Source organism: Halarchaeum nitratireducens, from assembly GCF_017874695.1.
Lineage (GTDB): Archaea > Halobacteriota > Halobacteria > Halobacteriales > Halobacteriaceae > Halarchaeum > Halarchaeum nitratireducens.
On record NZ_JAGIKY010000001.1, the window covers coordinates 338,897 to 361,356 of the forward strand.

Consider the following 22,460-nt stretch of genomic DNA (forward strand, 5'->3'; position numbering starts at 1 on the left):
GACGCGGATGGCCGTTACGGTCGTTACGGTCGTTACGGTTCGGCGACGAGCGGTGCTTCGAGTTTGGTGACGTCGATCCGGACCGTCCGCCCGTCGTCCTCGACGGCCGTGACCTGCCCGGCGACGACGAGGGCCGTGTTCGGCGTGGGCCCGATGACGATCGGATCGCCGACCTCGACGTCGACGGCCTCGGTGAACTCGATTTCGGCCGCGCACTCGTCGGGGTGGTTCACTTCGAGGAAGTCGATTCGCTCGACGGTGACCGCGATGCGGTCGTAGTCGCTCGCGACCGTGAGCGCCTCGGCGTCGGCCTCGTCGAGGTCCTGCTGGTCGAGCGCCTCGTAGGCGTTCGTCGTCGGCTTGTACCCCCCGCGCGGGCCGGGAATCCCCTCGACGAGGTCGAGGGCCTTCAGCGTCTGCATCTGGTTGCGTATCGTCCCGGGGTGGCGATCGACCGCCTCCGCGATCTCCTCCCCCGTCATCGGGGACTCAGTAGACTGATAGCCGTCGATGAGCGCGGTGAGAATCGCCTGCTGCGAGTCAGTCAAATCCATCGATTCTTACAGACCGTAGGGCGTATCCGGGCATATACGTTTGGATACACCCCCTATCGATCGCTAGCGTCTCGCACCCGGGGGCGGCGACGAGTGAAAAGCGCTAACTCCGCGTCACGCCACGATACACCGTGCCCTCGAATCGCCTCACGGTGTCGCTCGACGAGGAGTCCGCCGACGCGCTCGGGGACCTCACGGACCGCGCGGAGACCTCGCAGAGCGAGATCGTCCGCCGAGCGCTGACGTTCTACGCGGCGAACTTCGACGCGGTCGACGGGGCGGCCGACGCCCGCCTCGACGCCTACCATCGGATGCTCTCGACCGGCGAACACGTCCTGCTCGACGTCGACTTCCTCCACTGCTTCCTCGACTACGTGGAGGGCGAGTCCGGCGACCCCGACCCGGCGTTCCTCGACGCGATCGATCGGGTCGCGGCGTACCACGCCCGGGAGTACGGCGAGCGGTTCACGACGCTCGGCGACCTCCTCCACTGGCTCGACTTCTGTGGCTTCCTCACCGTCCGCGACTCCGACGGCCCGACCTACCACGTCGTCTTCCCGACGGCGTCGATCAAGTGGTTCATGCTCCGCTTTCTCACGCACAGCGTCCGCGACCTCCCGTTCGACGTCGACGTCGAGGAGGGCGTCTCGAAGGCGATCGTCACGGCCGTCGACGCCGAGGACTGACGCGATCGCTCACACTCGTTCATACGGACTCATACGTCGTGTGAACGCACGCGCGTCTCCGGTGTCGACGTGTTCTCCGGTCTTACAAAGGTCTATACCGATCGCTGGTCGTTCGTGTGGTGTGATGTCTCACGCATGAACGGTATCGAACGACTACGGTCCGTCGGACCGGGAGCGATGGTCGCCGCCGCGTTCATCGGTCCCGGGACGGTGACGACGGCGAGCGTCACGGGCGCGCGCTTCGGGTACGCGCTCCTCTGGACCATCGCGTTCTCGATCGCGGCGACGATCGTACTTCAGGAGATGAGCGCGCGCCTCGGCCTCGTCTCGCGCGAAGGGCTCGGCGAGGCCCTCCGCGGGCAGTTCGACAACCCCGTTCCCTCCTACGTCAGCGTCGCGCTCGTCGTCAGCGCCATCGGTATCGGCACCGCGGCCTACGAGGCTGGAAACATATTGGGCGGCGCCGCCGGCCTCGCCACCCTCAGCGGGATCCCCGCGACCGTCTGGGGCCCCGTGATGGGGCTCGTCGCCGGCGCGCTGCTCTTCACGGGTCGGTACGAACTCATCGAGCGCGTCCTCGTCGGCCTCGTCGCCCTGATGGCCGTCGCGTTCGTCGTCGACGCCATCCTCATCGGGCCGGACGTCGGCGCGCTCGTCGCGGGGTTCGCCCCGCGCGTTCCCGGGGACTCGCTCGTCCTCGCCACGGGCCTCATCGGAACGACCGTCGTCGGCTACAACCTCTTCTTGCACGCGAGCAACGTCCAAGAGCGCTGGAGTGGGCCGAGCGACCTCCCGGACTGCCGGGCGGACACCGTCCTCTCCATCGTCGTCGGCGGCCTGATCACGATGGCGATCCTCGTCACCGCGGCCGCGGCGTTCCCCCGCGGGACCGCGATCTCGGACGTCGGCGTGATGGCCCAGCAGCTCGAACCGCTCGCCGGCCCGTGGGCGAAATACCTCTTCAGCGTCGGTCTCTTCGCCGCCGGGTTCACGAGCGCGACCACCGCGCCGCTCGCCGGCGCGTACGCCACCGCGGGCGCGCTCGGCTGGGAGACCGATATCGACTCGCCGCGCTTTCGCGCCATCTGGGGCACCATCATCGCCGTCGGCATCGTCGCCTCGCTCGTCGGCGGGAGCCCCGTGCAGGTCATCGTCTTCGCACAGGTCGTCAACGGTATCCTCCTCCCCATCGTCGCTCTCTTCCTCATCTACGCGATGAACGATCGAGACGTCCTCGGCGACTACACGAACAGCGCGGCCGGGAACGTCGTCGGCGGGCTCGTCACGCTCGTCGTCGTCTGGCTCGGCGTCCGAACGCTCCTCTCCGTCGCGGGGGTGCTGTAGATGGCCGAGACGCCCGCGACGCGCGTCGGAGTCGACGTCGGCGGCACCTTCACGGACGTCGTCCTCCACACCGCCGACGGCGACCTCGTGACGGCGAAGGTCCCGAGCACGGCCGACCAGAGCGTCGGCGTCGTTCGCGGGATCGAGGAAGTCTGCGAGCGCGCCGGCGTCGACCCCGCTGACGTCGAGGCGTTCGCGCACGCGATGACCGTCTCGACGAACGCGCTCCTCGAAGGCGACGGCGCGCGGAGCGCACTCGTCACGACCGCGGGCTTCCGCGACGTCCTCGAACTCCGCCGACAGGATCGACCGAGCCTCTACGACCTCGACGCGTCGAAGCCCGACCCACTCGTCCCGCGCCGCCGCCGCTTCGAGGTCGACGAACGGGTCACCGTCGACGGCATCGAGACGCCCGTCGACGAATCGGAGGTGCGCGCGCTCGCGGACGGGATCCGTGACTGCGACGCTGAGAGCGTCGCTGTCTCCCTCCTTCACGCCTATCGGCATCCGGAGAACGAGCGGACCGTCGCGTCGATCCTCCGCGAGGAACTCGACGTCCCCGTCTCGGCCTCGCACGAGGTGCTCGCGGAGTTCCGCGAGTACGAACGCACCTCGACGACGGCCGTCGACGCCTACGTCACGCCCGCCATCGACGCCTATCTCGGTCGACTCGAGGACGAGGTCGCGGAGCGCGGCGTGCCGACGCCGCGCGTGATGCAGTCGAACGGCGGTATCGCGGCCGCGGAGACGGTCCGCGAGCACGCAGTCACGACGGCGCTCTCCGGGCCGGCCGCCGGCGTCGTCGGCGCGATCGACACCGCGACGGACGTAACGGAAAACGCGGGACTCGTCACGTTCGACATGGGCGGAACGTCGAGCGACGTCTCGCTCGTGCGCGACGGCGAGGCCGAGCGCACCACGGACGCGGCCATCGCCGGCCACCCGATCGGCGTCCCGATGGTCGACGTGACGACCGTCGGTGCCGGCGGCGGGTCCGTCGCGTGGGTGGACGAGGGCGGCGCGCTGCGCGTCGGCCCGAGATCCGCCGGTGCCGAACCCGGCCCCGCCTGCTACGGCAAGGGGGGCACCGAACCCACCGTCACGGACGTGAACGTCGTGCTGGGGTACATCGGTCCCGACGCGTCGCTCGGCGGCGACCTCGAGCTCGACGTTGAGGCCGCACACGACGCGCTCGCCCGTCTCGCCGACGACGCCGACCTCGACGGCCCACGGGCTGCCGCCCGCGGCGTCTATCGCGTCGCCAACGCAAACATGACGCGGGCGATTCGCCGCGTCACCGTCGAACGCGGCCACGACCCTCGGAACTTCGCACTCGTCGCCTTCGGCGGAGCCGGCCCGATGCACGCCGGTGCGCTCGCCGCCGATCTCGACGTCGACACAGTCGTCGTTCCGCGCGCCTGCGGCGTCCTCTCCGCGTACGGGTTGCTCGCCGCCGACGAGAAACACGACGCCGCGCGCACCCACCAAGTCGCGCTCGACGACGCCGACCCCGCGACCATCGAGGCCGCGTACGACGACCTCATTGAGGAGGTGCTCTCGGACGTCGCCGATCCCGAGGTCGCGACCGTGACGCGCGCCGTCGACTGCCGCTACGCCGGGCAGAGCTTCGAGCAGACCGTTTCAGTGCCCGAATTCGACCCCGCGGCCGTCGCCGAGCGATTCCACGCGGCCCACGAGGACGCACACGGCTACCGGCTCGACGACCCCGTCGAGGTCGTCACACTCCGCGCGAGCGCGACCGTCGAACGCGACCCGCTCGACGTCGCGTACGCCGGCGCTGGCGACCCGGTCACCGGCACTCGCGAGGCGTTCTTCGACGGCGACTACCGGGAGACAACGGTGTACGACCGCGCGGCGCTCACCCCCGCGGCCGAGTTCGGCGGGCCCGCGGTCCTCGACGGCCGCGAGAGCACCGTCGTCGTTCCGCCGGGCTGGACGGGACGCGTGACGTCGGACGGCACCGTCGTCCTCGAACGGGGTGAGCGCGAATGAGCGAGCGCGACCTGGACCCCGTCACCCTCGAAGTCGTCCGCAATCAGTTCGAGAGCCTCGCCGAGGAGATGGGGCAGGTGCTCATCCGCGGGGCGTACTCGCCGAACATCAAGGAGCGCGAGGACTGTTCGACGGCGCTCTTCGACGCCGACGGGCGGCTCGTCGCGCAGGCCGAGCACATCCCCGTCCACCTCGGCGCGATGCCGCGGGCCGTCGAGGCCGTCCGCGACTACGACCCCGGGCCCGGCGATGTCTACGTCCTCAACGACCCCTTCGAGGGCGGCACCCACCTCCCGGACGTCACGATGGTCTCCCCGGTCGGGATCGACGGCGAAGTCATGGGATACGCGGTCTCCCGCGCCCACCACGCCGACGTCGGCGGGATGACGCCCGGGAGCATGCCCGCCGGCGCGCGCGAGATCTTCCAGGAGGGCCTTCGCCTCCCGCCGACCCGCCTCGTTGAGGGCGGAGAGGTCGTCGAGGACGTGATGGACCTGCTCCTCGCCAACGTGCGCGACCCCGGCGAGCGCCGCGCCGACTTCCGCGCACAGATCGCCGCGAACGACCGCGCCGAGGAGCGACTGGCCGAGCTCGTCGCCGACCACGGCCGCGACGAGATCCGCGCCGCCTTCGACGCCGTCATCGGCTACTCGCGCGACCGCGTGCGCGCCGAGCTCCGCGACCTCCCCGACGGCACGTATCGCGCCCGGGACGCGCTCGAAGGCGACGGCCTCACCGACGACGAGATCCCCATCGCGGTGGCCGTCACGATCGACGGCGACGCGGTCACGGTCGACTTCGCGGGCACGGCGGACCAGGTCGACGGGAACGTCAACGCGCCGCTCGCGGTCGCCACCTCCGCCGTCTACTTCGTCTTCCGCTGCCTCACCGATCCCGAGATCCCGCCCAATCAGGGGTGTTACGACCCGATCTCGGTCGAGGTCCCCTCGGGGTCCGTCCTCGATCCCGACCCGCCCGCGGCCGTCGTCGGCGGCAACGTCGAGACGAGCCAGCGCGTCACGGACGTCGTCTTCGCCGCGCTCGCCGACGCCGTTCCCGAGCGCGTCCCCGCGGGGGGGCAGGGAACGATGAACAACCTCACGATCGGCGATCGGACCGGCGACGGCTTCGCGTACTACGAGACCATCGGCGGCGGGGCCGGCGCGCGCCCGACCGGCGACGGCCTCGACGGCGTGCAGGTCGGGATGACGAACACGCTCAACACGCCCGTCGAAGCCCTCGAAAACGAGTACCCGCTCCGGGTCGAGGAGTACGCGCTCCGTCCCGACAGCGGCGGTGACGGCGAACACCGCGGCGGCCTCGGCGTCGTCCGCACCGTCACCGTCGAGACGGACGCCACCGTCTCGCTCCTCACCGAACGTCGGCGGCGCGCCCCGCGCGGTCTCGCCGGCGGCGCGGACGGCGCGACCGGCGAGAACCGTATCGACGGCGAGTCGGTGCCCGCGAAGACCGTGCGCGACGTCGCGGCGGGAACGACGGTCTCGATCCGAACGCCGGGCGGCGGCGGCCACGGCGACCCCGCGAAGCGCGACCCGGACGCCCGCGCCGACGACGTGGCCGACGGGACGGTCACGGACACCGATCGGGACACCTAGACACTCGCGTCGTCTCCGCGGCGCGAGACCTCCTAGATCCCGATCAGCGTCCGCGTGGCGCGTTGGCGCCTCGGCAAACCTTTTTCCGCTCCCTCCGCGATCCTCCGAGCGAGAGCCCTCCACGGCTCGGATACCGACAATGTCCATGGAACTCGACGAGTTCGTCACCGCGAACGAACCCGACGAGAGCGGCGAACAGTTCGAACTGGAGAACGGGAAGCTCCTCGACATCGCGGTCGACGGCACCGTGATCACGAAGGCGGGCGCGATGGTCGCCTTCGACGGCGATCTCTCCTTCACGGGGAAGTCCTCCGCCGAGGGCGGTGTCACGGGCTTCCTGAAGGAGAAGGCGACGAGCGAGGGGACGCCCGTCATGGAAGTCTCGGGACGGGGCCACCTCTACGTCGCCGATCAGGGCAAGGAGATCCAACTGCTCGAACTCGACGCCGACGAGGCCATCTCCGTGAACGGTGCGGACGTGCTCGCCTTCGAGGACCGCGTCGACTACGAGATCGGCGTCACCGGGAGCCTCGGCGGGGCCTCCGCCGCCGGGCTGACGAACGTCTTCCTCTCCGGGCCGGGGACGGTCGCCATCACCACGCACGGTGACCCCCTCGTCCTCACGCCGCCCGTCCGCACCGACCCCGACGCCACCGTCGCGTGGAGCCGCGACCTCTCCCCGAGCGTCGAGTCGAATCGGAGCCTCAGCGACCTCGTCGGGAGCTCCTCCGACGAGCGCTATCAGCTCGTCTTCGAGGGCGACGCCGGCTTCGTCGTCGTCCAGCCCTACGAGGAGCTCGGACCGCAGGTCTGATCGGGGCCGTCACCCGGTCTCAGTCTCGTCCTCGTCCCCGTCCCGCTCCTCGGGCTCGGCGTCGGCCTCGCAGACGACGTCGACGACGACCTGACGCTCGCCGTCCGCGTCGTAGCAGTACGTCTCGTCGGGCGACTCGTCCGCCGTCGCGCGATGCGAACCGTCACAGAAGGGATGCTCGTCGGAGAGGCCGCAGCGACAGACCGCGATATCGCCCTTCTCGGGGTCGATGTCGTCGGCGTCGAGTTTCACGGGACCGTGCGCGTCGCGTTCGACGAGGCGGGACATGCGCGAAGGGAGACGGCGCGGACACAAGACGTCGGCGCTCCGAGCGGCGTTACGCGGACGTCGGCGCTACCTCGACGCTCGCCGTCCCGGCGCGCACGAGGGGATCGGCGACGTCCGCGTGGAGGTAGGCGACGCCGCGGCGGACGCCGTCCTCGACGGTGAGTACCGTCTCGACGCTGGCGCCGTCGCCGCGGACGACGACGGCGTCGCCGTCGGCGAGGCCGAGCGCGTCGGCGTCCGCGGGGTTGAGGTGGAGCAGTTCGTCCGCGGTCGCGTCGGCCGCCCCGAAGCCGCCGGCGCGGGAGCCGACGACGAGCGCCAGTCCATCCGCGTCGACCTCGACGTCCGTCTCGACGGGCGCGAAGGCGGCGCGGCCGTCGGGCGTGGCGAAGCGCTCGCGGTAGTCGTCGCCCCACCGCTCGCCGACGGTGACGTCGGCGTGGATCGGGCTCACCGCGCGGAGCTCGGCGAAGGCCTCGCGCGGGCCGTCGTACTCGAAGCCGTCGCCCACGAGGCGCCGTCCGAGGGCGCAGAGCGTCTCGAAGTCCGGTCGGGCGTCGCCCGGTGGGTCGGCCACGGCGGCGAGCGCCTGCACGCGGCGATCGAGGTTCGTGACCGTCCCCGTCTTCTCCACGCCGACGGCGGCGGGGAGGACGACGTCGGCGTGCGCGGTCGTCTCCGTCTCGTAGACGTCGACGACGACGAGCGTGTCGAGGGCGTCGAGGCGCGCCGCCGTCCAATCGGCATCGCGCTTCGAGATCGCGGGGTTCTCGCCGACGACGAGCGCCCCGTGGATCGACTCGCCGAACGCGGCGAGCGCCTCCTTCTCGTTCAGTCCCGGGGTCTCGGGGACGTCGGCGCCCCAGACGTCGGCGACGCGCTCGCGGGCCGCGGGATCCGTGAGGTCGGCGTGACCCGGGAGTTCGTCCGGCCGACAGCCGACGTCGGTCGCGCCCTGCTCGTTGTTCAGCCCGCGGAAGAGCGCGAAGCCCGCGCCGGTTCGCCCGACGTCGCCCGTGAGACAGAGCAGATCGCAGAGCGCGCGCGCCGTCGCGCCGCCGTCCGCCTCGACGCCCGTGCCGGCGATGACCGCGACGCCGTCGGCGGCGGCGATCCGCTCGCTGAGGTCGCGCACGTCGCCCGCGAGGACGTCCGTCGCCGCCGCGGCCCGCACGGCGTCGACGTCCGAGAGGGACTCCCGGTAGCCGTCGAACCCGGTCGTGCGTTCGGCGACGAACGACGCGTCGACGGCGTCGTGCTCGATGAGTTCCGCGGCGACCGCGTGGAAGAACAGCGCGTCCGTCCCCGGTCGGGGCGCGAGGTGGACGTCCGCCGCGCGCGTCGTCTCGTTCGCCCGCGGGTCGACGTGAACGACGTCGGCGTCGCCGCCGCGAACGAATGCGTTGAACGCGACGGGCTGTTGGACGGCCGGGTTCGCGCCGACGACGAGGACGAGGTCGCTGTCAACGAGCTCGTCCATGCCGAACGTCGAGGCCGGATAGCCGAAGCGATCGGCGAGCGCCTCGGCGGCGTTGTCGTGACAGAGTCGGGCGCGGTTGTCGACGGTGTTCGATCCGACCGTCCGCGCGAGCTTCTGTAAGAGGTAGTTCTCCTCGTTCGAGCAGTGTGGCGCGCCGAAGAACGCGAGCGCGTCGGGGTCGCGCGCGTCCGCGACGGCGGCGAGACCGTCGGCCGCGCGATCGAGCGCCGTCGTCCAGTCCGTCGGAACGAGCGCACCGTCCTCACGAACGAGCGGTCGGGTGAGTCGGTCGGGGTCGTCGACGCTCTCGAAGGCGTTGACGCCCTTCGCGCAGAGCCGGCCGTTCGGGTTCGCGGGGCCGGCGGCGCCGCGCGCCCGGCCGCCCGCACCCGCCCCGTCGGCCGGCGTGAGGTGACAGCCGACCGCACAGAGCGGGCAGACGGTCGTTCCCGCGGTCTCCGATCGGTCGCTCGCGTCGTCCGTGCCCGCCTCGTGCATCACCTAGGTGTTACGGCGGCCGAGACCCTTCAGTATCTCGACGACGTATCCGAGACCGGCGCGGGCCTCGCTGCTTCGCAACGCGCCGAGCGCGCCGAAGAGACCCATCGGCTCGGACTCCTCCTCGGCCTCACCGACGGCACCGAGGACGTCGTTGAGGGCGTTCGCGGTCGTCTCGTCGGCGTCGAGGGCGGAGAACGTCGCCGCGAGTTCGAGGAGCGCGTCGAGCTGACCGGTCTGCTTCAGCGCCATCAGGTCGTCGAGGACGTCCGCGAGCTCCTCGGCGTTCTCCCCGACGGTGTTAGCGAGTCGCTCGGCATCGTCCTCGTCGAGCGGTTCCGCGAGCGTCCCCGCGAGTTCGAGGAACATCGTGAGGTGGCCCTCCTGCTGGAGGCGCACCACGTCGTCGACGACCTCGGCGAATCCCTCGGAGTTATCACCGAACGACTCGGCGAGCGCGACGGTCCCCTCGGTGCTGATGGCGTCGCCCGCCTTCACGAGCGTCACCATCGAGTCGGTGACGTAGTCGACCTCCGCGTCGTCCGCGCTGGAGATGACGAGGATCGCGGTTTCGAGGACGTTCTCCAGTTCGTCCGTGTACTCCGCGGCGTCCGCGTAGTCGCCGCCGTACTCCTCGAGGACCGATTCGAGGGCGTCGCGGCCCTCCTGCGGTCGTTCGGGCTCCGTGTTCGTCGCGCTCTCCGGAACCTCGCGGACCGGTTGGGCCATCAGTCGTCACCCCGGGCGGGTTCGACGCTCCCGGGTCGGCTCGTCGACTGCTGACCCTCGACGGGGCTGATGCGAACGGCGGTCGCCTTGAACTCCGGCGTCTTCGCCTCGGGGTCGAGGCGCTCGGAGTCGGTGAGCGTGTTGACCGCCGTCTCCGCGAAGTGGATCGGGGCGAAGACGGTGTCCTCGCCGATGCGCTCGGTCACCTGCGCGGTGACGACGATCTCGCCCTTGTCGGACTCGATGCGGACCGGGTCGCCGTTCTCGATACCGTAGGCGGCGGCGGTGTCGGGGTTGATCTCGACGAAGTCCCGGTCGTTGTACTTCATGATCCCCTCCTCGGGGTGCGTCATCGTTCCCGTGTGGTACTGGTAGAGGACGCGCCCCGTGGTGAGCGTGAGCGGGAGCTCCTCGGTCTGCGGCGCCATCGGCTCCGCGTAGCCGACCGGCGTGAGGTTCGCCTTGCCGCTCTCCGTGTTGAACTCCTCCGTGTAGAGGCGCTCGGTCCCGGGGTGGTCTTCGTCCCAGCACGGCCACTGGATGCCGCCCTCCTCCTCGATACGCTCGTGGCTGATCCCGCCGTAGATGGGCGTGAGCGAGCGCATCTCCTCGTTGATCTCGTTGGTGTCCGCGTAGTCCCACTCGCGGCCCATGCGGTTTGCGAGCTCCTGGAGGATCTCCCAGTCGGCCTTCGCGTTGCCCTTCTTTTCGAGGACCTGATTGACCTTCTGGACGCGGCGGTCCGTGTTGGCGAACGTCCCCTCCTTTTCGAGGAAGGAGACGGCGGGCAGGACGACGTCGGCGTACTTCGCGGTCTCGTTCATGAAGAGGTCCTGCACGACGAGGAACTCCATCTCCTCGAGCACTTCGTCGGCGTGCTTCTTGCCGGGCTCGGAGAGCGAGGGGTTCTCGCCGATACAGAACATCCCGCGGAGCTCGCCGTCGTCGAAGGCGTTGAACATCTCCGTCGTGTAGTAGCCCCGCTCGGCCGGGATCTCGCAGTCCCACGCCTCCTCGAACTTCGCGCGGATCTCGTCGTCCGCGACCTTCTGGTAGCCGGGGAAGTTGTCCGGCAGGGGTCCCATGTCGCCACCGCCGCCCTGCACGTTGTTCTGACCGCGGAACGGCGAGACGCCGGTGCCGGGCTTCCCGACGTTCCCGGTGATCGCGGCGAGGTTGGCGAGCGACGCGACGTTGTCCGTCCCGTGCGAGTGCTCGGTGATGCCGAGCGTCCAGCCGAAGACGGTGCGGTCGGCCTCGGCGATGGCCTCCGCGGCGGAGACGATCTCCTCGGGAGAGGCGCCCGTGACCTCCTCGACGTAGTCGAGGGTGAACTCGTCGACGGCCTCCTTGACCTCCTCGAAGCCCTCGGTGCGCTCCGCGACGAACTCCTCGTCGTAGAGGTCGTTCTCGATGATGTAGCGCGTGAGACCGTTGACCCAGACGGTGTCGTAGCCCGGGCGGATCGAGGTGTACTGATCGGCGTACTCGGCGATCTGCGTCTCGCGCGGGTCGAAGACGATCAGGTCGCCGCCCTCCTTGACGTGCTGCTTGACGCGCGTGCCGAGCACGGGGTGGGCCTCGGTCGTGTTCGATCCGGTGAGGAAGATCAGGTCCGCCTCCTCGAAGTCCTTCACGCTGATCGACGCCGCGCCGTAGCCGTACGTCTTGGCGAGGCCGGCGACCGTCGAGGAGTGACAGAGGCGGTTGCAGTTGTCGACGGTGTTCGTGCCGAGGACCTGGCGGGCGAACTTGCCCATCAGGTAGTTCTCCTCGTTCGTCGCCTTCGAGGACGCGATGACGCTCATCGCCTCGTTGCCGTACTCGTCGATGATGTCCCGGAACCCCTCGACGGTCCGCGAGAGGGCTTCCTCCCAGGTCGCCTCGCGCCACTCGCCGTTCTCGTCGCGGACGAGCGGGTCGGTGAGGCGCTGATCGGAGTTGGCGAAGTTGTAGGAGAACTTCCCCTTCACGCACGTCGAGATGTCGTTGACGGGGGACTCCTCGGGGTCGGCCGCGCGCGTCGCCAGCACCTCCTCGCCGTCCGTGTAGACGTCGAAGCGACAGCCGACGGCGCAGTAGCCACACGTCGTGCTGTCGACCGTGAGCTCGCCCAGTCGCTTGTCGCTGATCTGCTGGGCGATGTCGAAGAGCTTGCCCTCCGGCATCGAGCCGGCGGCCATCCCCTCCGCGAAGTGCTCGACGTTCCTGTTCGCCTGTTCCTTGGCGCGCTGCATGAATCCAGCGACGCCCTCCTTTCGCTCGTTGTTACTACTCATAGCCAGTCACCGGGGTTCTCGTCCGTTCGCGCCTCGCTCGTGAGGTCCTTCGGTTCGTCGCGCTTCATCCGCGTCATCGGCCCCTTCTTCTCCTTGCCCGTGCTCTCCAGGGACTTCCCGATCGAGTTCTTCTGACTGAAGCCGGGCAGCGGGATCGTCGCCGCGTCCGTGATCCCCTGCTCGACGAGGCTCCCCGTCGGGCAGACCGTCACGCAGTGCCCGCAGGAGACGCACGTCGAGTCCTCCATCGTCTCCGAGCCGTTCTGGAAGCCGATTCGGGTGTCCGCGCCGTGGCCCTCCATCCGCAGGACGCCCTCGACCTGCACGTCGTTACAGGCCTCCACGCAGCGGTTACAGAGGATGCACTTGTTGCGGTCGATCTGGATGAAGTCGCTCGAATCGTCGAGGGGCTCGTACGCCTCCCGGTCGTCGAAGACGCCGTATCGGGGCTCCTCGACGTCGTTGTCGATCGCCGCGTCCTGCAGTTCGCAGCGGCCGTTCTTCCCGCAGGTCGTACAGCGGAGGTTGTGATCGGAGAGGACGAGGTCGAGGTTGACGTCGCGGGCCTCCGTGGCCGCCTCGTCGTCCGTCGAAATCGTGAGGCCGTCTTCGGCGGGGAAGCTACACGACGGCACCATCCCGTGCTCGTCGGTCTCGACCATGCAGGTCCGACACTCGCTGCGCGGGCCGATCTTCTCCGCCTCGGGGCTGTCCCGATCGTAGTAGCAGAGCGCGGGGACCTCGCCCGCCGTCTCCGCGGCCTCGATGGCCTCGATGATCGTCGAGCCCTCCGGGACGACGATGTCCTGCCCGTCGACCGTCACGGTCGCCTCCTCGGCGCTCTTCACGTCGGGGTCCGTCGCCGTCCCCGGCGCGATCGTCTCGGTCAGTGGCGGTGCGTCTGCTCTGTCTGCGTGTTCCGAACTCATCTACTGTGTCCCTCCGACCGCACACGTGCCGCTCGGGCAGTCCCCGTCGGCGTGCGCCTCGAACGCGTCGTCGAACTCCCGCATCGCCGTCCGCACCGTGCGGGGAACGTCGCGCCCGAACGCGCAGATACTCGTCGACTCCATCACGCCCATCAGCTCCGTCATCCCGCCCTCGTCGTACGTGCCGTCGTAGACGTCGCGGAGCTTCTCCGTGAGCTGCGTCGTCCCCTCGCGACAGGGCACGCAGCGCCCGCAGTTCGTCTCCGAGGCGACATTAGTCCGCTGGCCGACGAACGCGACCGGACAGCGGTCCTCGCCGAGGACCTCGACGACGCCCTCGGTGCCGAGGTCCGCCTCGTCGAGGTCCTCGGGGGCGAGGCCGACGTCGAGATCGGTCGTGATCCCGCCGAACTTTCCGCCGACGCAGGCGGCCGTGAAGTCGTCGACGCCCGCGGCGGCCGTCGCGCTCGCGACGGTGTCCGACTCGGCGAGTTCGACGGTCGTCGCGTCGGCCACGTCGCCCGTCACGGAGACGACGCGCGTCTCGGGAGCGTCGCCGTGGATCGCGCCCGCGAGGTGCGCGTACGTACGCGCGGTGTGGACGACCGTCGGGTTGCCGTAGATCCCCTCGACCTCGGGGCCCGGGGGACGCAGGCGCGCCTCCAGACGGTGGTTGCCCTCGATGGCCTCGATCGCCATCGTCGGCTCCGCGGCGCGATAGACGTCGGGGCCGGCGACGACTTCGACCGGAACGCCGTAGTCGCGGGCCGCGGCGGCGTCTCGCGCCCGTTCGAGGGCGGCCTCGTCGGCCTCGCTCGCATAGAGATAGAGATAGTCGGCGTCGACGGCGCGCGCGGCGGCGCTCGCCCCGTCGAGGACGGCGAAGGGGTCGCTCTCCAAGAGGAGGGCGTCCCCGGGGTTTCCGTGGGCGTTCACGACGACGGAGGTCGGTCCGTCGCGCTCGCGGACGCCCGCCCAGAGGTCGGCGTACGGTTCGTCGGCGCACCAGTCGCCCCAACCGCGACCGCGGAGGCCCTCGGCGGCGTCGAGGACGGCGTCGGCGTCCGCGTCGCTGAAACCGACCGCGTTCGCGTAATCGTCGGGGTCGCGCGGGTCGGTCCACCCGCAGCGCGCGAGGACGCTCCGCTCGCCCGCGAAGCCCTCGATCGAGGGGATCGGGAGCGACGCCTGCACCTCGTCGTGGTCGACTCGCGCATCGGCGTCGGGGAGCGTCCCGTCCGCGAGCGCGTCGACGGCGGCCGCGACGTCGTCCGCGTCCGCGTTCGGCACGAACGCCGAGGTGCCTTCGTGGGTCGCAACGACGAGCGGTTCGAGCGCCCGGGCTCCGGTCGAGCCGACGGCGACGACGGGAACGCCGTCGCGTTCCGCACCGGCGGCCAAGCCAGCGGCGTCCGCTCCGGCGACGCGGAGCGCGGTCGTTCGTTCGGATGGATCAGTCACTACGTGTCACCATTCGTCAGAACGTTCTCGCCCCAGGCAAAAATAGTTACCCGCTTCGTACCGTTCCGCCCCTTCTTCCGCACGGTGGCGTCCGCGAGTCCGTGACCCGTGAAAGCGCCCGACGGCGGCGGAATATTTAGGGGCACCAAAATCGAGTCGCCGAGGCGACGCCGCGGACGCCGCGGCCCGGGTTCAAGTAGTCGCGGTCGAGGGCGCTCAGCGGTCTTCGAGCGCGTCCGCCATCGAGGAGGAGAGGTAGTGCGAGAACAGCTCGTTGGTCGTGAGCGGCGACTTCCCGCTGGGGTAGCTCTCCTCGAAGACGGCGTACAGCGGCCGGAGGTAGACGCGCAGTTCGTGTCCGCGGCGCTCGACCGTCTCGTGGCGCCAGCCCGCCTCCTCGAGCGCCCCGCGAACGAGCTCGTCGAACCCGCCCTGCGTCCATCCGGTGACGTGGTCGCGGACCGGCTCCTCCTCCTCGCTCTCTCGCGCGAGGGCGTCGCAGACCTCGTCGTGGGTGACGAGCAGGCGGCCGTCGCCGCGCAGGTCGTCCGCGAGGGCCGTCGTCGCGTCGCGCAGCCCCTGCGGGTGGTAGTAGAGGTGTCGGCTGTACTCCCAGCCCTCGTCGGCGAACGCCTCCGTCACGCGGTCGTGGTCGATCTTCGAGATGTCGAGGCGGGTCTTCAGCCGGTGGTTGACGTCCGGACGCGAGAGGACCACGAGGTCCTCGCGGACGAGATCGGTGGCGAGGTCCGCTGCGGTCTCCGAGAGGTCGTCGCTCATGTCCCGTGGTGTGAGTCGGCCGCCGCATAACCGTTCCGACACCGGCCGGAATCGAGCGCGAAGCGCGTCGCCGTCCGCCGGGCGGTCCGGGCTACGCGCGCACGGCGTCGGCCCAGCCGCGGAGGCGCCGCCGGAGGGCGTCACCCTTGAGGAGACAGAAGCCCGCGAGGACGGCGACGAAACCGCCGACCGTCGCCGCGTCGATCACGTCGCCGAGGAGCACCCAGCCGAACAGCGCCGCGAACGGCGGGATGACGTACTCGATGAGCCCCATCTCGATCGGTCCGAGACGGTCGAGCAGACGGAAGTAGACGAGGAAGCCGACGGCGCCGGGCACGAGCGCGAGGTAGAGCACCCAACCGACCGTCGCGAGGGGGAAAGTCGCCGCGGCGAGCGACTGTCCGGGGAGGACGACGGCGGCCGCATCGAGCGCGAGCGCGCCGACGAGGAGCGTCCACGCCTGGAGGGCGAGACCCCCGAGTTCGGCGTCGTCCTCGTCGACGAGCACCGCACCGACGGTCCAGACGGCCGCGGACGCGAGGACGAGCGCGACGCCGACGCTCGCGGAGAGGTTCGAGGGGTCGGGATGCGCGATGAGCGCGACGCCCGCGAAGCCCACGAGGACGCCGGCGATACCGCGCGGGGCGAGACGGTCGTCGGCGCGTGCCACGCGCGCCACCGCGGGGGTCAACACCGGCACGAGGCCGAGGAGCGTCGCGGCGACGGCCGGCGGGACGGTCCGCTGGCCGGCGAAGAGGAGCGCGTGGTGGAGGCCGATGTTACAGACGCCGCCGAGCAGGATCGGTGCCCAGTCGCCGCGGCCGCGCGGTCGGAGGGAGCGTCCCGCCGCGGCGGCGACGGCGAACAGCGCGAGCGCGGCGATGTCGAAGCGGACGGCGGCCAGCAACACGGGGGGTACCGTGTCGAGGGCGGCGTCCGTGGCGACGAACGCCGTCCCCCACGAGGCGGCCAATCCGAGGTACAGCGCGACGTCGCGTCTCGCGGTCACGTCGGTTCGGACGGAGCAGGGCGGTTTGTATCCGTCCATTCGCCCGTGTCGCGGGGTAGCGATAGTGACGGTGTCGGTAGCGGTGGCGGCGGAGTACGCACCCGACGCAACCCTTATGTCCGACGGCGACGACGTTTCCGACACAGCTGACTAACCGTTCAGTTACTATCTACCATGCACGAGAGACACACCGGAACGAGCGAGGTGCCCCGATAATGGGTATCCGAGACATCGACAGACGAATACTCGCGCTCGCGTTCGCGCGGATGGCCGACGCGATGGGGAACTCCTTCCTCATCATCGTCTTACCCCTCTACATCGCCAGCGGCGTCGTCTCCGGCGGGACGTTCGGGCTCGCGCCCGCGCTCATCACGGGGATCATCCTCTCCATGTTCGGCTTCTTCAACAGCGCCATCCAGCCCTTCGCCGGCAACCTCTCCGATCGCAGCGGCAGACGGAAGATCTTCGTCATCGCCGGGTTGCTCCTCCTGACGGTGGCGAACTTCACGTACACGGTCGTCGGAAGCTACGCGGCCGTCCTGCTCATCCGCGTCGCGCAGGGCGTCGGCGTCGCGCTCACCGTCCCCGCGACCGTCGCGCTCGTGAACGAACTCTCCGCGGACGCCGACCGCGGCAGCGCGATGGGGATCTTCAACACCTTCCGGATGGTCGGCTTCGGACTCGGCCCCGTCGTCGCCGGCGGCGTCGTCGCCGGCGGCCCCTACGAGTTCCTCGGAGCGTCGATCACCGGCTTCGAGTCCGCGTTCTACGTCGCCACGGTTTCCTCGCTCGTCGGCGCCGTCCTCGTCCACGTACTCGTCTCCGACCCCGAGCCGGAGGAGCTCGGCGAGGAGGCCGGTGAGGACCTCAGCATCGCGATCCTCGACCGCGAGCGCGAGGGGAAGCTCCTCGATCCCGTCTTCACGCTCGGCGTCGCCTCGGTCTTCATGGCCGTGGGGATCGCCCTCCTCGAACCGCTGGCGACCCACATCAACGCCACGCTCGGACAGAACGCGACGTGGTTCGGCATCGAGTTCGCCGCGTTCGTCCTCGCGCAGGTCCTCTTCCAGGCCCCCATCGGCGCGTGGAGCGACGAGTACGGCCGCAAACCGTTCATCCTCGCCGGCCTCCTGTTACTCGTCCCCACGACGCTCGCGCAGGGATTCGTCACCACACCCGCGGGCATGGTCGTCGCGCGCTTCCTCCAAGGCGTCGCCGGCGCGGCCGTCTTCGCGCCCGCGATGGCGCTCGCCGGCGACATCGCCAAGGGGCGGAGTTCCGGGACGACGCTCTCCGTCCTGACGATGGCGTTCGGCCTCGGCGTCGCCATCGGACCGCTCTCCGCCGGCTACCTCGCCGGCTTCAGCCTCCCGTTCGGGACGTCGTACGCCGCGCCGTTCGTCTTCGGCGCCGTGCTCGCGCTCCTCGGGTTCCTGCTCGTCTACTCGCAGGTCGACGAGACCGTCCACCGCGGGCGATCGGGCGAGCGTTCCGAGGCCGAGCCCGCGGCCGCGGACTGAATCGGGGCGACCGAAAGCCGATAAGGGGTGCGCGTCGAACGCCCGATGTGCCCGCACGTCGACGCCCGCGTTCCCTCCTGGCCGCCGCGACGCTCGTCGCGGCCGTCGCCACAACCGGGAGCCTCACGTACAGCCTCGTCCTCGGCTACCCGCCCTGCGAACTCTGCTGGTACCAGCGCATCCTCATGTACCCGCTCGTCGGCGTCCTCGCGTACGCGTGGTACACCGAGGACTACGGGGTCTATCGACTCGTGCTCCCCTTCTGTGCCGGCGGGATCGCCCTCGCGGCCTACCAGTCGTACCTCCAACGCGTCGCCGGCGGCACCTGCACTCTCGGGGGCTGTGCCGCGATCCACGTCCGTCCCGTCACGATCCCGAACCAGTCGCTCGTCGCGTTCTGCCTGATCGCCCTCGGCATGGTCGTGCTCGCCGTCCGCGGGCGTCGTGCCTGAGGGAGGGATTTCTGCGGACAGGACGGGGTGAAAGCTGCGGACGCGGTGGTGTCTCAGGCGTCCTGTACCGCCGCGACCGTCGCGAAGAAGAGGCTCGCACCGAACAGGACGAGAACGAACAGGTAGGTCTCGAGGTCGCCGAGGCCGAACTGGCGGCCGCTCTCCACGAGCACGAGCGACACGCCGAGGAGGCCGAGGAAGCCCACGACCGTCGCCCGCCAGCCGAGCCCGCGCAGGCTCGTATCGATGCGGCCGTATCGAACCCGGAAGTAGCCGATCGCGAAGTAGAGCAGGCCGACGGCGACGCTCAGCGCCGGGTCCGCGAACCAGTAGTGGACGACGCCGCCGACGAGGACGGCCGCGGCGACGCCGACGATCGGGGGCGAACGGTGGAGGGCGGGCACGTCAGGCCCGTTTTCCGGCGACGGCGATAAATCTGGGGTCGGCGCGCGGCGTCCGTCCCGGCCGTAACGCCCTTCTCCACGCCCCCCGCGCTACGCGTATGAGTCGCTTCGTCGTCGCGCTCGGCGGGAACGCGCTCCTCCGGTCGGGCGAGGGGAGCGTCGCCGAGCAGCGCGCGCGCATCGCCGAGACGCGCGACGCCCTCGAACCGCTCCACGAGCGCGGCCACGACCTCGTCTTCACGCACGGCAACGGCCCGCAGGTCGGCAATCGACTCCTCGCCGAGGAGGAGTCCGAGGGCGACGCCGAACCACTCGACGTCCTCGTCGCCGAGACGCAGGCGCAGGTGGGCTACCTCCTCCAGAGCGGCTTCGGCGACGCCTTCGGCGGGCCGCCGGCCCCGGTCGTCACGCGCGTCCGCGTCGACCCCGACGACCCCGGCTTCGACGACCCCGCGAAGCCCGTCGGGCCGTACTACACCGCGTCCGAGGCCGCCGAAAAGCCCTTCGAGACCACCGCGATCCACGGCGGCGGAGGCGACGGCACGCGATACCGACGCGTCGTCGCCTCGCCCGACCCGGTCGAGATCCTCGAAGCCGACCACCTCGCCGCGCTCGTCGAGAACGGGGCCGGTCCCGTCGTCTGCGGGGGCGGCGGTGGCGTCCCGGTCGTTCCGAGCGACGACGCGGGGTCGACGCCGGGCGACTACGAGGGCGTCCCCGGGGTCGTCGACAAGGACCACACGACGCGTCTCGTCGCGGACGTCGTCGACGCCGAGACGGTCGTCATGCTCACGGACGTCGACGCGGTGTACCGGAATTACGACACCGACGACCCGACGCCGATCCGCGAGACGACGCCGAGTGAACTCCGCGCGCTCCGCGAGGCCGACGAGTTCCCCGCCGGCAGCATGCGACCGAAAGTGAGCGCGTGTGCGCGCTTCGTCGACGAGACCGGCGGCCGGGCGATCGTCACCGATCCCGAGTCGCTCGTCGCCGCGCTCGACGGCGACGCCGGGACGACCGTCCGACCGGCGTGAGCGGGTCCGAGGGGGATTTGTGGGCCAGCCGATAACGGTCGTGCATGCACACTGAGAGGGGTCTCGGGGGGCGCGCGAACGTCGCCGGGACCGAAATCCGACTGGCTCGCACGACCCGCGAGCGGTGGTCCACGTGAGCGGCCCCGACCGTCGCGTCGTCGCGCTCGGGATCGCCCGCCTCGCCGACTCGTTCGGGAACGCCCTCCTCATCGTCGCCCTCCCGCTCTACGTCGCCAGCGACCGCGTCGGCGGCCGAACGCTCGGCCTCTCCGTCGCCGTCCTCGCCGGCGTCGTCCTCGCCGCCTTCGGCGTCTTCGACGCCGTGATCCAGCCGGTCGCCGGGCGGCTCTCCGATCGCCTCGGCCGCCGGCGCGCGTTCGTCCTCGCGGGCCTCGTCGTCCTCTGCGTCACCGACCTCGCCTTCCTCGCCACCGACAGCTACCTCGGCCTGTTCGCCGCCCGCGCCGTCCAAGGCCTCGGCGTCGGCTGCACCGTCACCGCGAGCGTCGCGCTCATCAACGAGTACAGCACGCCGGACACCCGCGGGATGCACTTCGGCGTCTTCAACGCCCTCCGCCTCGTCGGCTTCGGGCTCGGTCCCGTCGTCGCCGGCCTCCTCGTCGCGCGCGGACCCTACGACCTGCTCGGGCACGCGATCGGCGGGTTCGCACTCTCCTTCGACATCGCCGCCGCCGCGGCCGCGCTCGGACTCGTCGTCGTCCTCGCGCTCGTCCGCGACCCCGTGAGCACGAGCGCCGCGGCGGCGAAGGACCTCGGCTTCGCCGTGACGGACGGCACCGGTGGACTCGATCCGGTGTTCGCGCTCGGCGTCGCCACGCTCGTCCTCGCGCTCGGCATCGCCTTCTTCGCGGCCATCGAGCCCGCGATCAACGCGCGCCTCGATCAGAGCGCCGCGGCCTTCGGCGCGCAGTTCGCCGCGTTCGTCACCACCTTCGTCTGCACGCAACCGATCGCCGGACGGCTCTCCGATCGCTACGGGCGCAAGCGCTTCGTCGTCGCCGGCCTCCTCGTCGCCGCCCCGGCGCTGCTCCTGCAGGGGTTCGTCGCCGGCCCGTGGGGCCTCGGCGTCCTCCGCGCGCTCCAAGGCGTCGGGGCCGCGATGGCGTTCGGACCCGCGCTCGCCCTCGCCGGCGACTACGCGTCCGGCGGCAACGACGCCGCCACGCTCTCCGTGCTGACGATGGCGTTCGGCCTCGGCGCCGGCATCGGTCCCGTCGTCGCCGGTCCCCTCACGGCTTACGGCTTCACCGCCCCGTTCGTCGTCACCGCCGCCCTCTCCGCGCTCGCCGCGCTCGTCGTCCAGACGCAGGTGCCCGACGACGGCGCGGCGGGGTGAACCGAGAGCGCGTCGCGCTACCGCGTCGCGTCCTCGTACCGGTCGTGCCAGCCGTCGAACGTCTTCGTGAGCGCGCCGAGGGTGCTGCCGACGTGGAGGAGCCGATAGCCGCTCTCGACCTTCTCGACGGCGTCCTCCATCCCGAAGGTGAGCCCGCCGAGCGTCACGTCGTGCGCGAGCGCGGCGTCGTGCACCGCCTCGACCGCCGCTTGGACCTCCGGATCGGCGAGGTCGCCGGGCGCGCCGTAGGCGACGGAGAAGTCGTTCGGGCCGAGGAAGGCGAACCCGAGTTCGGGGACGGAGAGGATCTCGTCGATGTTCTCGACCGCCTCGGCGGTCTCGATCGTCACGCCGAGGAGGATCTCCGCGTCCTCGGTTCCGACGTAGTCGTCCGCGAGCCCGTAGCGCGCCGATCGCGGACCCCCGAGACCGCGTCGACCGGGCGATCCGGCGTACTCGAAGTTCGCGGCCTCGACGGCGATCCGGACCTCGTCGGCGCTCTCGACGCGCGAGAGGAAGACGTTGCGGACGCCCGCGTCGAGGGCCTTGCGGATCATCGCCGGGTTCGCCTCGGGGATCCGCACGAGGAGTTCGGTGTCGGTCAGCTCGGCCGCGCGCAGGAGGTCTTCGAGCGCGTCGGCGTCCCACGGGCTCGGCCCGCCGTGTTCGAGGTCGATCCAGACGAAGTCGAAGCCGAGCTCCCCGACGACTTCGACGGCCGCGGGGCTGTACGTGTTGTCGAGGACGCCGAACGCGGGGGTGTCAGCGTCGAGCGTTCGACGGAGTGCGTTGTGTCGAGGGTCCACGCTCAAGGCGTGGGACGGCGCGAGGAAAAGCGTCGGGGCCGAACGCGTACGGACCCGAGCGGTGGTCGCTTACTGGATGTGGCCTTCTTGGCGCAGCTGCTCGGCGGCGTCGTCGTCGTAGCGCCACTCGACGTTCGCCTTCTCGTCCTGCCAGTCCCACGGTTCGGCGATGACGACGTCGCCCTCCTGGATCCACGTCCGAAACTTCATTCGTCCAGGGATGCGGCCCATGCGTTCTTTGCCGTCCGCACAGCGAAGCTGGACGCGGCTGCCGCCGAGCATCTCGGTGACGACCGCGAAGACCTGGTTGTCGTCGGGCATCCGGAGGTTCCGACGGCCCTGATTGTCGCTCATAGAGGCGGTAGGCCTGCGACACGGTTAAACAATTCCCCTTCGTGACCGAA

General features: G+C 70.6%; 21 protein-coding genes. 9 read left to right on the forward strand and 12 right to left on the reverse strand.

Annotation, left to right across the window (positions count from 1 at the left end):
• Positions 1-32: 32 nt before the first annotated feature.
• The gene (locus J2754_RS01540; protein WP_188877012.1) at positions 33-554 is read right to left on the reverse strand and encodes an HTH domain-containing protein; all 522 of its coding nucleotides are present in this window, start codon (positions 552-554) and stop codon (positions 33-35) included.
• 131 nt (positions 555-685) lie between these two features.
• Here J2754_RS01540 and J2754_RS01545 point away from each other — a divergent pair, with 131 nt between their 5' ends.
• The 5 genes from J2754_RS01545 to J2754_RS01565 all read left to right on the forward strand — a co-directional run bounded on the left by J2754_RS01545 (position 686) and on the right by J2754_RS01565 (position 7,027).
• Positions 686-1,240: a ribbon-helix-helix protein, CopG family gene (locus tag J2754_RS01545; RefSeq protein ID WP_211086491.1), complete on the forward strand. Its 555-nt coding sequence runs from the start codon at positions 686-688 to the stop codon at positions 1,238-1,240.
• Positions 1,241-1,375: 135 nt separating this feature from the next.
• Positions 1,376-2,584, forward strand: a complete 1,209-nt coding sequence (locus J2754_RS01550; RefSeq protein ID WP_211086492.1) for an Nramp family divalent metal transporter — start codon at positions 1,376-1,378, stop codon at positions 2,582-2,584.
• The gene (locus J2754_RS01555) at positions 2,585-4,597 is read left to right on the forward strand and encodes a hydantoinase/oxoprolinase family protein (protein ID WP_211086493.1); all 2,013 of its coding nucleotides are present in this window, start codon (positions 2,585-2,587) and stop codon (positions 4,595-4,597) included.
• On the forward strand, positions 4,594-6,213 hold the full coding sequence (locus J2754_RS01560; RefSeq protein ID WP_211086494.1) for a hydantoinase B/oxoprolinase family protein: 1,620 nt from the start codon (positions 4,594-4,596) through the stop codon (positions 6,211-6,213). Before J2754_RS01555 ends, J2754_RS01560 begins: the two co-directional genes overlap by 4 nt.
• 145 nt (positions 6,214-6,358) lie before the next feature.
• Positions 6,359-7,027: an AIM24 family protein gene (locus J2754_RS01565; protein WP_211086495.1), complete on the forward strand. Its 669-nt coding sequence runs from the start codon at positions 6,359-6,361 to the stop codon at positions 7,025-7,027.
• Positions 7,028-7,036: 9 nt separating this feature from the next.
• On the opposite strand, the gene J2754_RS01570 is transcribed toward J2754_RS01565, so the two are convergent.
• The 8 genes from J2754_RS01570 to J2754_RS01605 all read right to left on the reverse strand — a co-directional run bounded on the left by J2754_RS01570 (position 7,037) and on the right by J2754_RS01605 (position 16,480).
• The gene (locus tag J2754_RS01570; protein ID WP_211086496.1) at positions 7,037-7,315 is read right to left on the reverse strand and encodes a CDGSH iron-sulfur domain-containing protein; all 279 of its coding nucleotides are present in this window, start codon (positions 7,313-7,315) and stop codon (positions 7,037-7,039) included.
• A gap of 49 nt (positions 7,316-7,364) precedes the next feature.
• Positions 7,365-9,293: a molybdopterin oxidoreductase family protein gene (locus J2754_RS01575; protein WP_211086497.1), complete on the reverse strand. Its 1,929-nt coding sequence runs from the start codon at positions 9,291-9,293 to the stop codon at positions 7,365-7,367.
• A gap of 3 nt (positions 9,294-9,296) precedes the next feature.
• A complete protein-coding gene (locus tag J2754_RS01580) occupies positions 9,297-10,022 on the reverse strand; it encodes a helical membrane plugin domain-containing protein (protein WP_211086498.1) in 726 nt (241 codons plus the stop codon).
• Positions 10,022-12,301, reverse strand: a complete 2,280-nt coding sequence (fdhF, locus tag J2754_RS01585) for a formate dehydrogenase subunit alpha (protein ID WP_188877003.1) — start codon at positions 12,299-12,301, stop codon at positions 10,022-10,024. The genes J2754_RS01580 and fdhF overlap by 1 nt, the downstream gene beginning before the upstream one ends.
• Positions 12,298-13,230 (reverse strand): 2Fe-2S iron-sulfur cluster-binding protein, encoded by a 933-nt coding sequence (locus tag J2754_RS01590; RefSeq protein WP_188877002.1) that lies wholly within the window; start codon positions 13,228-13,230, stop codon positions 12,298-12,300. Before J2754_RS01590 ends, fdhF begins: the two co-directional genes overlap by 4 nt.
• Complete coding sequence (locus tag J2754_RS01595; RefSeq protein ID WP_211086499.1) at positions 13,231-14,691, reverse strand: NADH-ubiquinone oxidoreductase-F iron-sulfur binding region domain-containing protein; 1,461 nt, start codon at positions 14,689-14,691, stop codon at positions 13,231-13,233.
• 216 nt (positions 14,692-14,907) lie between these two features.
• Entirely contained in the window at positions 14,908-15,471 is a 564-nt protein-coding gene (locus tag J2754_RS01600; protein WP_188876999.1) for a hypothetical protein, read from the reverse strand.
• Positions 15,472-15,562: 91 nt separating this feature from the next.
• Positions 15,563-16,480: a DMT family transporter gene (locus tag J2754_RS01605; protein WP_211086500.1), complete on the reverse strand. Its 918-nt coding sequence runs from the start codon at positions 16,478-16,480 to the stop codon at positions 15,563-15,565.
• Between the two features lie 215 nt (positions 16,481-16,695).
• On the opposite strand from J2754_RS01605, the gene J2754_RS01610 reads away from it, so the two are divergent.
• Both J2754_RS01610 and J2754_RS01615 read left to right on the forward strand, forming a co-directional pair.
• Positions 16,696-18,000 carry an MFS transporter gene (locus tag J2754_RS01610; RefSeq protein WP_188876997.1) on the forward strand — a complete coding sequence of 435 codons (1,305 nt, stop codon included), beginning with the start codon at positions 16,696-16,698 and terminating at the stop codon, positions 17,998-18,000.
• Between the two features lie 47 nt (positions 18,001-18,047).
• Positions 18,048-18,452, forward strand: a complete 405-nt coding sequence (locus tag J2754_RS01615) for a disulfide bond formation protein B (RefSeq protein ID WP_188876996.1) — start codon at positions 18,048-18,050, stop codon at positions 18,450-18,452.
• 53 nt (positions 18,453-18,505) lie between these two features.
• On the opposite strand, the gene J2754_RS01620 is transcribed toward J2754_RS01615, so the two are convergent.
• Positions 18,506-18,856: a hypothetical protein gene (locus J2754_RS01620; protein WP_211086501.1), complete on the reverse strand. Its 351-nt coding sequence runs from the start codon at positions 18,854-18,856 to the stop codon at positions 18,506-18,508.
• Positions 18,857-18,954: 98 nt separating this feature from the next.
• Between J2754_RS01620 and J2754_RS01625 the strand changes: the two genes are divergently transcribed.
• Both J2754_RS01625 and J2754_RS01630 read left to right on the forward strand, forming a co-directional pair.
• Complete coding sequence (locus J2754_RS01625; RefSeq protein ID WP_211086502.1) at positions 18,955-19,893, forward strand: amino acid kinase family protein; 939 nt, start codon at positions 18,955-18,957, stop codon at positions 19,891-19,893.
• A gap of 133 nt (positions 19,894-20,026) precedes the next feature.
• The gene (locus J2754_RS01630) at positions 20,027-21,250 is read left to right on the forward strand and encodes an MFS transporter (protein WP_211086503.1); all 1,224 of its coding nucleotides are present in this window, start codon (positions 20,027-20,029) and stop codon (positions 21,248-21,250) included.
• 17 nt (positions 21,251-21,267) lie between these two features.
• Here the strand turns inward: J2754_RS01630 and J2754_RS01635 are convergent, their stop codons facing one another.
• Positions 21,268-22,062, reverse strand: a complete 795-nt coding sequence (locus tag J2754_RS01635; RefSeq protein ID WP_188876992.1) for an HpcH/HpaI aldolase family protein — start codon at positions 22,060-22,062, stop codon at positions 21,268-21,270.
• Positions 22,063-22,125: 63 nt separating this feature from the next.
• On the reverse strand, positions 22,126-22,410 hold the full coding sequence (gene eif1A / locus J2754_RS01640; protein WP_188876991.1) for a translation initiation factor eIF-1A: 285 nt from the start codon (positions 22,408-22,410) through the stop codon (positions 22,126-22,128).
• Between the last annotated feature and the right edge of the window lie 50 nt (positions 22,411-22,460).

Excerpts from the sequence above, each read along its gene's own strand:
- J2754_RS01540 (WP_188877012.1), bottom strand. The coding sequence starts at position 554 with ATGGATTTGACTGACTCGCAGCAGGCGATTCTCACCGCGCTCATCGAC.
- J2754_RS01550 (WP_211086492.1), top strand. The coding sequence starts at position 1,376 with ATGAACGGTATCGAACGACTACGGTCCGTCGGACCGGGAGCGATGGTC.
- J2754_RS01555 (WP_211086493.1), top strand. The coding sequence starts at position 2,585 with ATGGCCGAGACGCCCGCGACGCGCGTCGGAGTCGACGTCGGCGGCACC.
- J2754_RS01560 (WP_211086494.1), top strand. The coding sequence starts at position 4,594 with ATGAGCGAGCGCGACCTGGACCCCGTCACCCTCGAAGTCGTCCGCAAT.
- J2754_RS01565 (WP_211086495.1), top strand. The coding sequence starts at position 6,359 with ATGGAACTCGACGAGTTCGTCACCGCGAACGAACCCGACGAGAGCGGC.
- J2754_RS01570 (WP_211086496.1), bottom strand. The coding sequence starts at position 7,315 with ATGTCCCGCCTCGTCGAACGCGACGCGCACGGTCCCGTGAAACTCGAC.
- J2754_RS01575 (WP_211086497.1), bottom strand. The coding sequence starts at position 9,293 with ATGCACGAGGCGGGCACGGACGACGCGAGCGACCGATCGGAGACCGCG.
- J2754_RS01580 (WP_211086498.1), bottom strand. The coding sequence starts at position 10,022 with ATGGCCCAACCGGTCCGCGAGGTTCCGGAGAGCGCGACGAACACGGAG.
- fdhF (WP_188877003.1), bottom strand. The coding sequence starts at position 12,301 with ATGAGTAGTAACAACGAGCGAAAGGAGGGCGTCGCTGGATTCATGCAG.
- J2754_RS01590 (WP_188877002.1), bottom strand. The coding sequence starts at position 13,230 with ATGAGTTCGGAACACGCAGACAGAGCAGACGCACCGCCACTGACCGAG.
- J2754_RS01600 (WP_188876999.1), bottom strand. The coding sequence starts at position 15,471 with ATGAGCGACGACCTCTCGGAGACCGCAGCGGACCTCGCCACCGATCTC.
- J2754_RS01610 (WP_188876997.1), top strand. The coding sequence starts at position 16,696 with ATGGGTATCCGAGACATCGACAGACGAATACTCGCGCTCGCGTTCGCG.
- J2754_RS01625 (WP_211086502.1), top strand. The coding sequence starts at position 18,955 with ATGAGTCGCTTCGTCGTCGCGCTCGGCGGGAACGCGCTCCTCCGGTCG.
- eif1A (WP_188876991.1), bottom strand. The coding sequence starts at position 22,410 with ATGAGCGACAATCAGGGCCGTCGGAACCTCCGGATGCCCGACGACAAC.